The sequence below is a fragment of the Mojavia sp. genome, assembly GCF_059505145.1.
On sequence record NZ_JCACKA010000115.1, the window covers coordinates 231,466 to 244,664 of the forward strand.

At 41.7% G+C, this 13,199-nt stretch carries 10 protein-coding genes; 2 read left to right on the forward strand and 8 right to left on the reverse strand.

The window, feature by feature from the left end:
* Positions 1 to 391: 391 nt before the first annotated feature.
* The 3 genes from AC5JL8_RS31635 to AC5JL8_RS31645 form a co-directional block, all read right to left on the reverse strand.
* A complete protein-coding gene (locus tag AC5JL8_RS31635) occupies positions 392 to 865 on the reverse strand; it encodes an ArsC/Spx/MgsR family protein (RefSeq protein ID WP_495883629.1) in 474 nt (157 codons plus the stop codon).
* Positions 866 to 963: 98 nt separating this feature from the next.
* The gene (locus tag AC5JL8_RS31640) at positions 964 to 1,575 is read right to left on the reverse strand and encodes a cysteine dioxygenase family protein (RefSeq protein WP_495883630.1); all 612 of its coding nucleotides are present in this window, start codon (positions 1,573 to 1,575) and stop codon (positions 964 to 966) included.
* A gap of 229 nt (positions 1,576 to 1,804) precedes the next feature.
* Complete coding sequence (locus AC5JL8_RS31645; RefSeq protein WP_495883631.1) at positions 1,805 to 2,290, reverse strand: hypothetical protein; 486 nt, start codon at positions 2,288 to 2,290, stop codon at positions 1,805 to 1,807.
* Here AC5JL8_RS31645 and AC5JL8_RS31650 point away from each other — a divergent pair.
* A complete protein-coding gene (locus AC5JL8_RS31650; RefSeq protein ID WP_495883632.1) occupies positions 2,263 to 2,421 on the forward strand; it encodes a hypothetical protein in 159 nt (52 codons plus the stop codon). The two genes, AC5JL8_RS31645 and AC5JL8_RS31650, sit on opposite strands and share 28 nt — an antisense overlap.
* 82 nt (positions 2,422 to 2,503) lie before the next feature.
* On the opposite strand, the gene AC5JL8_RS31655 is transcribed toward AC5JL8_RS31650, so the two are convergent.
* The 4 genes from AC5JL8_RS31655 to fdxB all read right to left on the reverse strand — a co-directional run bounded on the left by AC5JL8_RS31655 (position 2,504) and on the right by fdxB (position 7,001).
* The gene (locus AC5JL8_RS31655) at positions 2,504 to 3,094 is read right to left on the reverse strand and encodes a cytochrome c oxidase subunit 3 (protein WP_495883633.1); all 591 of its coding nucleotides are present in this window, start codon (positions 3,092 to 3,094) and stop codon (positions 2,504 to 2,506) included.
* Positions 3,095 to 3,290: 196 nt separating this feature from the next.
* Positions 3,291 to 4,964 carry a cytochrome c oxidase subunit I gene (ctaD, locus tag AC5JL8_RS31660; protein ID WP_495883634.1) on the reverse strand — a complete coding sequence of 558 codons (1,674 nt, stop codon included), beginning with the start codon at positions 4,962 to 4,964 and terminating at the stop codon, positions 3,291 to 3,293.
* An 83-nt stretch (positions 4,965 to 5,047) separates the two neighbouring features.
* Positions 5,048 to 6,025, reverse strand: a complete 978-nt coding sequence (locus AC5JL8_RS31665) for a cytochrome c oxidase subunit II (RefSeq protein ID WP_495883635.1) — start codon at positions 6,023 to 6,025, stop codon at positions 5,048 to 5,050.
* A 682-nt stretch (positions 6,026 to 6,707) separates the two neighbouring features.
* Entirely contained in the window at positions 6,708 to 7,001 is a 294-nt protein-coding gene (gene fdxB / locus AC5JL8_RS31670; RefSeq protein WP_495883636.1) for a ferredoxin III, nif-specific, read from the reverse strand.
* A gap of 1,211 nt (positions 7,002 to 8,212) precedes the next feature.
* Here fdxB and AC5JL8_RS31675 point away from each other — a divergent pair.
* Positions 8,213 to 9,805 carry a helix-turn-helix domain-containing protein gene (locus AC5JL8_RS31675; RefSeq protein ID WP_495883637.1) on the forward strand — a complete coding sequence of 531 codons (1,593 nt, stop codon included), beginning with the start codon at positions 8,213 to 8,215 and terminating at the stop codon, positions 9,803 to 9,805.
* Between the two features lie 411 nt (positions 9,806 to 10,216).
* Here AC5JL8_RS31675 and AC5JL8_RS31680 read toward each other — a convergent pair whose 3' ends face one another.
* Entirely contained in the window at positions 10,217 to 13,165 is a 2,949-nt protein-coding gene (locus tag AC5JL8_RS31680; protein WP_495883638.1) for a CHASE domain-containing protein, read from the reverse strand.
* Between the last annotated feature and the right edge of the window lie 34 nt (positions 13,166 to 13,199).

Sequence of the window (13,199 nt, forward strand, 5' to 3'; positions counted from 1 at the left end):
TTCCATTGCAAGGAAGATCGCTTCCATTACAAGGAAGATCGCTTCCATTGCAAGGGAGTGGGTAAATACTGGCTCTTTTCTGATAATGCGAGATTGAAAAGGCGATGTCTAGCGACAAGCCGCTCTGCGTCTACGCTTTGTTGAGATAATGCGATCGCCCAAATATCAAGCCGGATTTTTCGAGTTGGTGTTAAAACTCAATTCTATGAATATAGTCCGTCAACTGATACAAAGTGATGCGTATAAGAGCGATCACCAGCCCTCGTTCTGTACGAATAATAGCTTCCATATTACGCCACACAAAACCGTCCCTCTCCGGCTTGGAGAAAGACGGATCAGTTATAAAATTCACTGTTCACTGATTTAATGGCTACAGCTAGCTAGCTTCGTTTTAATGATTACCTTTACATCCACCTTCGTGATGATGGTGGTGATGACCATCGCCATGAGAACAGCCTTGTAAATCTTTGCTCATCAGGTTTTCAGCCATTTCTCGGAAGGATTCATCTACAGGCTGTAAACCAATCCAAGCATCAAGCTTTTCGACATCAAACCCTACCTCGCGGCGATCGCCTACTTGAATTAACGGACGGCGAATTAATAGCGGATCTTGCAGCATCAGCGATAAGGCGGTATCTGCATTAATGTTTTCTGGAACCACCTCACCAGATTTTACCCGTGGCGCGCTACGATTAAACCATTCGGCTACGGGGCGATCGCCAAAAAATGAGCGCAAACGTTTGGCTGTCCAAGGTTCTGTAAGTAAGCTATGCGCTACTACTTCATGGCCTGCGGCTGTTAGTAAAACTTTCTGTTTTGTACCACCTTTACAGCCTGGTTTTTCATAAAAAATTACTCTAGCCATTTAGCGATCTCCTAGTTATGTCTGTTGTAAGGTGAGTGATTTTAAACGCAGAGAGACGCTGAGGAAAGCGCAAAGTAACGCAGAGTTATTTAACAAGCCTAAAACTTTTTAGCGATATGAGCCACTGGATCAAACTCAAATCTTTCCTTTGGATCGGTTTCTCCATAAATGTTAAAAGTCACAGTCGGTTCATCTCCTACTGCTTGCACACAATGAATTGCATCAGGAGTAAAGCTAATAATATCTCCCGGTGATAAGTTGACCTCTCCCGTTTTTTCAATTTTATTTTGTGCATCTGGGCTAGGGTTTCGCCGCCAAAAGGTATTTTTTTCTTGACCTTTTAAAACAGCGACTATTCCCCAAGTTCCATGATTGTGAATCGTCGAGAATGTTCCTGGTGCAAATGTTACTGTTTGCACTGTTAGGGGAAAACCTAACTCATCATAAAGAAGTAGAACAGATTCTCCTGCTTTCGGTGAAGGTTCTAAATATTGACTATTTACCCAGTAAGAATTAACAATCAATCGCCTTACCAGCATCCTAAGTTCTGGAAGGCGACTTGATTCATCATCAACATTATTGAGAACATCTTCTACCTCAGTCAAAAACCGATAAAGGCGATAATTCTCACGCAGCAAATCCCATGCTCTCGCAGATTTACAAGCTTGTAACTTGCCGTCGCCAGTTACAAGCCAATCCCTACCTTGCATAAATTTTAACCCATAAATCGAAAAGAGTTTAGAGGAAAAACAGGCGCAGGGGGATTTATGGGAGTAATTATAGGTATAGGCTGAATCGGAATAATAGGATTAGCAATCAAAGTAGGAGGAGTAACGGAAGATGATGAGAGAGGGTGATAAAAAGATGGATTTTTGGATAAAAAATGACTCATAGTTGTTGAATTTTGCCTCTTCAGTTTTAGTAAGATGCGGCGAAGAATCAATCATCTTCTTCCGGCGGTCGTGTGAGGATATCTAAGAGAATTCCCGCTCCAAAATCATTGTTCTCGTCTATCTCTTTTACTCTGCCGCTGATTATTTTAGCTTGCTCAATATCTCCTAGCTTGGCTAATACTAATCCAGAAGCAGCATAAGCATTCAAATACAGTCTGATTTGGGAATCTTCTTTCCGAATAACTAAAATTGGCTTTAGTTGCTCCCAATCATCAGGAAATTTTTCTGCTTCTTTAATTTTATCTAACAATTGCTTTGTTGTTTGTAAAGCTAGAACATAATTATTTTTGTAATAAAAATACCTATATGCTGCTACTAAAACCTCTGTATATTCACCAGTTTTAGCTATAGCTTGTTGCATATATTTCTCTGATTTTGATGTATCCTCCCAGGTCTGTGCAGCCAATATCAATAACTGTTTGATATCCTCTGGAACTTGGAACCATGAGAATTTGTTTGTATCAACTTGCATATTGGGGATTGGGTATTAGGGATTGGGGATTGGGTATTGGGTATTGGGTATTGGGTATTGGGTATTGGGTATTAGGAATTGGGTATTGGGTATTGGGTATTGGGTATTGGGTATTGGGTATTGGGTATTAGGAATTGGGTATTGGTAATTGCTATTGTCCCTAGTCCCTAGTCCCTAATCCCCAGTCCCCAGTCTCTTCCAGTTCCCAATTCTTTAAAACAAAGTGAGAATGTACACTAAGGTGAAGAGAACAATCCAGATGATGTCTACAAAGTGCCAGTAAATTTCTGTCATTTCGATGAAAGTATGATTGGTTGTAGAATATTCACCGGGAAGACGCGATCGCCACAATACACGTAATATCAATAACAGTCCCACAAAAACGTGCAAACCGTGGAACCCAGTCATGATATAGAAGCAGTTGGCGAAGACGTTGGTAGTCAGACCATATCCTAAAGTTGAGTACTCATAAACCTGACCACCCAAGAAAATTGCACCCATGATTGCAGTAATTGTGTACCACAGTTGCATTCCCTTGACGTTATTCTTTTTAATCGCCTTATCACCGAAGTGAATAACGAAACTGCTGGATACCAGGATAATGGTGTTAATCGTCGGTACAAGTAGTTCTACTTCACTACCTTCTGGAGGCCAAACTGCTGTAGTACCTCGGAAAAACAAGTAAGTGGCAAAAAATCCCCCAAACATCAGGGATTCAGAGGCGAGAAAAGTCAACAATCCCCAAACTCGTAAATCGGGATGATGCTCTTCGTGATGTTCGCTCGTTGTTGTCGCTATGGTCATATTGTAGTTGTGGAGAGAAGGCAGAGGGCAGAAGGCAGAGGGCAGAAGGGAAGAGTGTTTCTATCTCGTGCTTGTCGTTCTTCTTCGCACCTTTGCGCCTTTGCGCCTTTGCGTGAGACAAAAAAAGATTTGGTTGAAGGTGGGCAAATTGCCCAACCTACAATATTTCTGTTAGTAGCAAGTAATAAATACTTAACTAAGCACTAACTTCCGGCGTTCCTACTGGCACACTATCATGGCCGTAGTCATAAGGGCCGTGAGTCACAACGGGCAACACTTCCCAGTTTTCAATCGCTGGTGGTGAGCTAGTTGTCCATTCTAAGGTCAAGGCTTCCCAAGGGTTATCACCTGCCAAAGGCCCTTTCATCCAACTTTGGATGATGTTAATGGTGAAGGGAACAACTGAAAGCCCTAAGATAATTGAACCAATGGTACAAAGCTGATTGAGGTCAACAAATTGTGGATCGTACATTGCCACTCTGCGAGGCATTCCTTGCAAACCCAATTCGTGCATCGGTAGGAAGGTGAGGTTTGTACCGATCAAGGTGAGGGCAAAGTGAATCCGTCCCCAAGTTTCATTCAGCATTCGTCCGGTCATTTTGGGGAACCAGTGATAGATACCTGCGTAAATCCCAAACACGGAACCGCCAAACAAGACGTAGTGGAAGTGTGCCACTACATAATAAGTGTCGTGGACATGGACATCAAAGGGAGCTGTTCCCATGGTCACGCCGCTTAAACCGCCCATAACAAACATCGACAACAAGCCGATCGCAAACAACATGGCGCTGGTAAACCGGATTTTTCCACCCCAAAGAGTCGCAACCCAACCGAAAATCTTCACGCCAGTGGGAACAGCAACGATTAAGGTAGAGATGGTGAAGAACATCCGCATCCAACCGGGTGTACCACTCGTAAACATATGGTGTACCCAGACGAATAAACCGACAACGCAGATTGCCAAACTCGAATAAGCGATCGCTTTATATCCGAAAATTGGCTTACGGGCGTGAACGGGAATGACTTCGGACATAATGCCGAAGATGGGCAGAATCATTAAATATACTGCCGGGTGAGAATAGAACCAGAATAAGTGTTGGTAAATAACAACGTTACCGCCTGCATCTGGTTTAAAGAAAGAAGTGCCAAAGTTGAGGTCAAACAATAACAACACCAAACCGGCTGCTAACACTGGTGTAGAGAGGAGTGCTAACACGGAAGTTGCCAAAATTGCCCAGCAGAATAAAGGTAGTTGATCCCATTTCATGCTGGGAACCTTCATCATCAGGATGGTAATGACAAAGTTCACCGAACCCAAAATTGAGGAAGTTCCCACCAACACGATCGCCAAAATCCACATACTTTGAGCGATTGGTGCTGTAACTAAGCTTAAAGGTGGGTAAGCTGTCCAACCAGATTGAGAACCGCCAAAGATAAAACTACCTAGTATTAACAAACCTGCTGGTGGGTTTAGCCAAAAGGCGATCGCATTCAGTTTGGGGAAAGCCATATCTCTAGCACCAACCATCAGCGGTACTAGGAAGTTACCAAATCCCCCAATTGCACTTGGGACAATCCACAGGAAGATCATGATCGTCCCGTGATTGGTCATGAAAGCGTTGTAAAGGTTGGGGTCGAGGAAATCTGATTCTGGTGTTGCTAGTTCAGTACGGATGGCGATCGCCATCAGTCCACCAATCAGATAAAACACAAATGCGGTCACTAGGTATTGGATACCAATTACCTTGTGATCAACATTAAATGTAAAGTAATCCTGCCATTTCCACGCCTTCGGGTGGGAGGCGTGACCAACCACCACTGGCGGTTTATCTTCTGGTGGCGTATTCCGCGGAAATTCTACTTTTGTCATATTTTTTACTGTTACGCAAAGTCCAGGGTCAAAAGTCCAGAGTCTAAAGCAATTCCTCTTGACCATTGGCTCTTGACTCTTGACTAATGACTTTTGACCAATGGCTCTAGAGTTGCTGCACTCACTCCCAGATCATGAACATGGGGAGCAAGAAATTCTGATGTTGATAAATTGGCTGGGTTAATAGCAACAGCTTGATGCAAGTCTTGCTTTTGAGCAATTTGGTTTTCTGTCAGCCAGCTATCAAACTCTTCTGGTGTGTGGACAACTACCTGCGATCGCATTGAGCCGTGGTAACCACCGCACAATTCAGCGCAAACTACAGGATATGTACCTGGTTTGGTAGCGACGAATCGCAATTGGGTAGGGATACCGGGAATTGCGTCTTGCTTTAACCGGAAGTTAGGAACCCAAAATGAGTGAATTACATCTTGTGCTGAAAGATTGAGTTGCACATCAGCACCAACCGGAACGTGCAATTCTCCAGTAGTAATGCCACTATCGGGATAGTTAAATATCCAGGCGTACTGCATCCCTTGAACATCGACAGTTAAGTCGGCTGCTTTATTTCGGGTTGCAGGACTAGCACCAATGCCGATTGTGGGTGCAGTTGCCGATTCTGAGGGATTATCCAGGGTAGCAGCTATTGCACTTCCGCTCGTATGAGCAACATGAGCCGCACCATGAGGATGACCGACTGCTTCAAATCCTCCCATTCTGTTAAAAACATCTACGCTGTAGATGCCTAAGCAGAGGACAATCAGTGATGGGATTGCCGTCCAAAAAATTTCTAAAGGAACGTTACCTTCAACTCGCACGCCATCGGTATTATCTCCCCGACGGCGACGGTACTTAACCAAAAAAATCAGAATTGTTCCTTCTACTACCAAAAAAAGAGCGATCGCAATGGTAAACATGATATTAAAAAATCCGTCTACCATAGGCGCTTGTAGTGACGCTTGTACTGGTAATAGACTGTGGTGTTGACCAATCCAAATGCTGATTGCTGTAACTAATATTCCAGCAACCAAAGTCCAAAGCGAAACAGGAATTTGTTCCATATCTACTACCTGCTCTGTAAAACGCCGTCAAAAGGGATTGGGTATTGGGTATTGGGTATTGGGTATTGGGGATTGGGTATCGGGTATTGGGGATTGGGTATCGGGTATTGGGTATCGGGTATTGGGCATTAAGTAAATTTTCCTTGTCCCCTTATCCCCTTTTCCTTTTGTCCCCTTGTCCCCTTGTCCCCAGTCCCCAGTCCCCAGCCAGTCCCTTCATCTACAGGGCAGCGTTTTTGTTTTCTCTCACTATTTTTCTAACTTACGCTTATAGAAATTGGGGGAATTTTCCAGATTTTTTTCATATCTTTTCCCCCAAAAAAATTCCATATATTCTTCAGTTCCTATAACAAAGGAGTCTGTGGCTTATAGAAAAGCTATTCAGGAAGGCACTATCAGCCCTATTATTAATTAGGCTAAATTTGCAGCAAGTATAAATTGGTTAATAGATAACATTTTAAGATTTACGCATTTGTTTACTACAAACTTTTTGCCAGTTTGAGTAAATATCTAGTGCAGCGAAAGAGTGCTGAGTCTTGAGTGTTGAGTAAAGATACTAGTCCCCAATCCCCAATCCCCAATCCCTAATTCCCAATGCCCATAACATTCCCCTCTAATACCTTGCTTTCTTGAATTAATGCCTCCTTGAATGCACAACTACTTTGACAAATGCCAAACAACCTTAATTGTTTAATGCGGCATGGGTGTAACAGTTCTTGGGACAAATCCGCGCACAAGCTTGGCAACCAATACAGTTTTCTGGAGAAGCAACTGTCATTACTTTGCGTTCAATTTCTTCATCATCTTCATCTTCGACAAATTCGCCTTCTTCATTGAGTGCCTTCAAATCCAACACATTATACCCACATACTTTAACGCATCTGCCACAGCCGATACATTTGTCTTTATCAATCTCTTGGGCAAATTTGGGTGTCCAAGCTTTACCTCCGAATGTCAATCCTGTTAGTTGTGCCATGTATAATCCCTCGGCAATTTTGCCTACAAACTGTTTGTACTTTGATTATCATCCTAACTTAATCTTAATTCTCTATTTTTGTCATTAAAGACTTATTTTTGTATAGTCAAAATTTTATGACTTTTGTACCAAGTATTAATTATTTTTTCTGAACTCGTTTAAATGCAATACTTTGCCAATAATTGTTAGCTAGATTAATTCTATCAATGCTTGTTAAACATTTAAAATTATCTAGTAATCCTAAACGGTAGGGTGGACAATGCCCACTCTACAAGAATTAAAATTTTTGACGAACGTACTATTTAGGTATCCTATATCTTGCCTTCAGGGATAATATACTCTGATTGCTAGAAGTAAAAATCAATTAAATAAATATTTGCTGGGTATAAGAAGATGGAATTTATCCAGTTGGTTATTTGATTTAATAAAAATTTCCTTGCCTGGACATAGAGAAATTACTTAAATAGTATGTAAATATACAAATTTATGTTTTATTATAGGACTCATATTTGATTTTTGAACAAAATTCAGTACACCTTTATTCCTTCTTCCCAGTCCCCAGTCCCCAATCCCCAGTCCCTTACCTCTACGAGTGATTCAGAAATCAAATCGGATTGCTATAGTTGTATTCCTATCTCTTCATTATTTGTTTCGTAGATATCAATTGCAAACTTAACCCTATCAATATTTGATACAAATTTTGTAAAAGCGAATGTTATCTTTGGACATTAACTCAAATTTTAAAAGGAAATTCTTGAATGAGGAAAAATGTAATCTTTATAGCAGAATATTAAGCAATGCAAAATATTAAAATTCTTAATAAATAAAATGAAGACTACTAATAAAAATCCTAAATGTTTACCAAAAACTCTTCGGGTAAGGTTTTATAGTCAAATAAAAACAGTTTTTAGGGCAGTTATAAATAAAAAATATTAAGAAGTATTTCTAAGCTCATTATGAACAAACTCATCAAAATGGTTATGAAATGTATAGTAAATAAAGAACTAATATGAGGCTTAGATGAAGAGCCTTAAATAGCTTCCAACTGGATGAAAAGTCTAAATACGGATGTGGGTGATTAGTGAGGCAAGAAAAAATTTTTCTTGTTTAGGAAATAATTTGCTAGCGAGTCGTGAATATTATGAAGAAAAAGGACACATCCAGGGGAGACTTGAGCCAAACATCTCAACGAGAATAGTGGGAAGTGCATTATGCCTTATACAATTCCTAATAACAGTTGCGTTGGATGTGACAATTGCCGTCCCCAATGTCCTACGGGTGCAATCAAAATCGAAAACAATGAATACTGGATCGATCCTGGTCTTTGTAACAATTGTGAGGGTTATTATCCCGAACCGCAATGTGTAATCGCTTGCCCTACTAAGTCTCCCATTCCTTGGCAGGCAAAAAAGGGAAGATGTAAAGTAGAACCAAGAGATGCTACTAGCCCAGATTTATTTTCTAATGGCAAGAATCACCCATTTGCTTCAGCAATCGTTATTTGGGAAGCTTGCAATGTACTGGCACAGAGAACATCTCTACATTGGGAAATCGATGAAGCAGGGTATTTATGTTATAGCCGACAAGTCAAGCAAGGTAGAGGTGCGATCGCATTTCATATCCAAGATCCATTCAATGTCAGTACTCGCATAACAGAGTTAGAAGCAATTGAGGAACTAGATATTAGAGCAGCTTGCATACATCTAATTCTAGCAGCTCATGCTACAGTCCTTGAGCAACCTTGGGAGCAAGAATTTTCCATTGATGAACGACAATTAGAGAAATATTTGGGCTTAGAGAAACGCAAAGACCTAAGCAAAAATGCCAAGCTGGGTTTAATGAAAAACATCGTGCAGCAAGCTTGCTCATTGATAGTTTCCATTGACTGGCCCCAACAAGGTCGAGTTCAAAGATTCTCAGTTGCAGGAAGCCGCTTGTGGCACTTACTAGACATTGAACACCACTTTCAAGAAGACGATCTGGGATGCAAATACTTAGTTGGGCTAACTTTCAAAGTGAAAGCAGGAATCTGGGCACAGCATTTCTTAAATAAACAAGCTTGTAAGGAGCGAACTGCATTCTATCAATATGGCAACTTACCTAAAACGCTATTAACTACAGTTATGAGCATTTGGCAGCAACATGAAGGAGCAGTAAGATTAATGCTGTGGTTGCTGTTTAAAACTAAAATGGGTAGAGAGCAACGTATTACAGTTCCCACTTTACTGCGTGTTGCTTATGGTGAGGAAAAAGTTACCCTAGCTTCCAGACAAAGAGAAGAACGCAAACGTCTGTTGCGGACTTTTGAAAGTGATTTGGAAATGCTCAATCATTATGGAGTTAAACCACTTTTCGACCCGATTACTTACCCGCTAGAAATCCAACCGTTGTGGGCAAAGTTAGTAGATTTGCCGGAAGATCCAGAAGCAGCATTAGAATTTTGGACTAATGATGGTTGCGGTGCAACCCGCCTCACAGATACAGGCCCCCGTGGTAAATGGAATCTGCTAATGAATGCGCGAATTTTATCCTTTCAACTACCACCAGAATGGGAGCAACAACACTCAGACTCAGAAAAAAAGCAGCGACGCACAGTAAATAAAACTAAAAGAATCCCCAAAATCACAAACGACTTGCTTGGCGAACAGATTTTGCAAGCGCGAAAAAATTTGAACCTTTCCCAAAGAGAGTTAGCAAAGTTGACAGGTAAAAGCCAAAGCTGGATTCGTGATGTCGAAAATGGTCGTTTAAAAGCCAAGTTAGAAGACCAAGCACTGTTACGGAAAGTGCTGAACATGGCTTAATAGATTAGTTCTGTCTTGCAGTTTAGTAGAAACATCGCCGTGTTATTTAATTGCATCGGTCTACAACTCAATTGCATTGGCTTGCAATTTAATTGCATCGGCTTGCACAAATTAAATTTGCCCTTGAGAACGCTGGAATTTTCAGGTTGTATTGGTTTGGCGATCGCAATTTTAGAATACATCAAGCAATTAAGTTCTATATGCTACTAAATTATTGACAATTCAGCCACTTCAGGAAATACAAAGGTACTGCTAGATAGCGATCGCTCTGTACCAGTTGTGTAAGTCCTGTTTGAGTAAAAAGCTCGACATTCCAAGTTTCAAGCTTGACGTTCCAAGTAATGAAGTGCTGAGTGCTGAGTAATAATTTCTCCCCTTGTCCCCTAGTCCCCTTCCAATCCCCAATCCCTTTTACGCCACAACTTTCATTGGCAGGTTGACAATGAAGGTAGCCCCTTGCCCAATGCCTGCACTTTCAACAGTAACTGTACCACCATGTAATTCTACTAAGTGGCGCACGATCGCCAGTCCTAATCCTAACCCACCATGAGGGCGTGTCTTGGAGCTATCAGCTTGGCGAAAGCGGTCAAACACATAAGGTAGGAAGTCGGAGGTAATGCCTTCTCCTGAATCACTTACCCGAAGTTGCACGAGGGAATCAAGGCGCTCTAGTTGCACTTCCACTCTACCTCCGTTGGGTGTAAACTTGACGGCATTAGAGATCAAATTCCAGAAAACCTGTTGTAAGCGGTCACCATCGCCCACTACTATCCCTATATTTGGATCAAGTCTGCATTCAATCTGAATTTCCTTAGCATCGGCAGCTGGACGTATAGTATCAATGACTGCTTCTACCACCGATAGAAGTTCTACTTTTTCTAGACGCAAGCAGAGTTTACCTTGAATAGTTCGGGAAACATTCAAGACACCTTCTATCAAGTGTGCCAAAGTTTTAGTATTGCGGTCGATAGTCTCTAAGGCACGAGCAGTAGTAGTTTCATCAAACTTGCGGGTTCTAAGTAGGTGTATCCAGCCAACCATAGCATTGAGAGGGGTGCGGAGTTCGTGAGAGAGTACGCCTAAAAACTCATCTTTGAGAAGGTTTGCGGCTTCTGCTTGGGTGCGTGCTACTTTTTCGCGTTCTAGGAGTTGTTCACGTTCTTGCTCTGCGAGCTTGCGATCGGTAATATCAATCATGAACCCATGCAATAGCTGTGACCCATCTTCACCCCTTACCACATTAACAATGTCATACAGCCATACTACTCTGCCATCTGCTGCTAACATTCTGTATTCAAATTCGTAATCATCTAATGACTGCGAAGATTCTGTGCAATAGTTAATTGCCCATTCCCGATCTTCTGGGTGGATGTGTTCCTCCCAAAAATTGTTGGTGTACCAATCTGTCAATGGATAGCCAAGAATCTCAACAGTTTGCGGCCCTATATAGGTAAAATTCCCTGTAATGGCATCTATCTCCCAAGGAATCACGCGCACCTTTTCTGTAAGTTTGCGAAATCGTTCTTCACTTTGTTTGAGAGATTGTTCTGCTTGCTTGTTCTCCGTAATATCGTTAATTAGGGCAACAAATCCCTCTGTTTCTCCCCCTTGACTGAACTGAGGAACATAAGAGATATTCACATAACGTTTGCTGCCATCTGGGGCGAGAATTTGGGTTTCGTAATTTACTGGTTTTCCTGATAAAACTGTTTCTATATACGGACGAATTGAATCATAAACTGAATCGCCCACAACATCTTTGATGTGCTTGCCATAAAGTTCCGAAGCTTTAATCCCATACCATTCTTCGTATTTTTTATTATTAAAACGGTAGCGTTGTTGGGCATCAACATAGGAAATAAATACAGGTAAAGCATTTGTAATTAGCCGCAGTTGCTCTTCATGTTGACGTAGTGCTTCTTGTGCTTGTTTTTGAGCAGTTAAATCTAGGGAAAAAGCAATAATTTCTTCTTGCTCAACATCAGATCCCTGCAATAATGCACGACCGATGAGAATGGGGACGCGACTACCATCTTTGCGGATATATTCTTTTTCAAAAGGAGGGGCAACTCCATTTTTCCTCAGTTCTTCTGCTGCTTGGATATCTAAATATAGATATTCTGATGGAGTCATGGCATCCCAGCGCACTTCACCTGCAAGCATATCTTCTAAGGTGTAGCCTACCATGTTTAAGAAATAATCATTAGCATATTTTATGCGTCCGTTGAAGTCACCAAAGGCAACTCCAAAAATATTTGACTCTACTAATCGCCGAAAACGCTTTTCACTTTCTTGAAGTGCCTCTTGAGATAAGCGCAAGGCAGCGGCAGAGCGTTCTGCTGCATGACGGCTATTATTCAGCGATCGCACCATAGCAAATAGTACTAAACTAATTGCTGCCCCAGTAAACCCAATATAAGGTACTAAATTTCTTAGCGACAGCGAATTCATTTCAGGCTTTGAAGTGAAAACTATCGTCCAAGTCCGTCCGGCAATTGCAATAGTTTTATTTGTTTGAAACCGGGGGTTCTCAGTATTATTGCGATAAGAATATAGCAAATTATCTGGTTTAATTTCCGTGCCGTCATAAATGTCAAAATCAATTAAGCGTTGTTTTTCGCTGCCAAAAATATCTTGCAGCAAATCACCTGCACGATACGGACTGTAAACAAAGCCGAGTAAATTTGCTCTGCGTTCACTTACTGTATTGGTTCTGATGCCGTTACGGTAAACCGGAATGTATATTAAAAAGCCCGCTTGCTTGTGGCGATCAATTTCTTGTACTAGGGTGACTTTACCAGATGCTGCAACTGTGCCACTATCACGGGCACGTTCCATTGCCGCACGCCGCACTGTATCCGTGAACATATCAAAACCGATGGCTGCCTGATTACGCTGATCCAACGGTTCTAAGTAAATAATTGAGTGATACTCACTGCGGGGAAAATTCGGCCGGATGCTAAAGTTTTCTACTCCCTGCCTTTTCATCTCGCTGATGAGTGCTGTTAATTCTTCTGGACTAACTCGCCGCGAAAATCCGATTCCCTGTATCCCTGGATAGCGTTCTCGTAGGTTAAGTTGCTTAACAAAGGTGTGGAACTGTGCCCGACTTACTTGATCATTAACAGCAAACACAGCACTACCTGCCCCTGACAAGGCGATGTAAGTATCCAAGCGATTTTGAATATTGTCCTGGGTGCGAGTAATTGCATTCTGGAAACGGAACTTATCTTGAGATTCCGCTGTCATCGCCACTAAAAATGTGGCTCCAGCAGTAAGCAGCAATGTTCCTACTAAGACAAAATAGGAAGTCCCGGCAGGATGCTTAAAAATGGTTTTCAATGATAAGTCCGGTCGCATACGAAGCTTTTACTCATAATTCTTGACAGAGGAC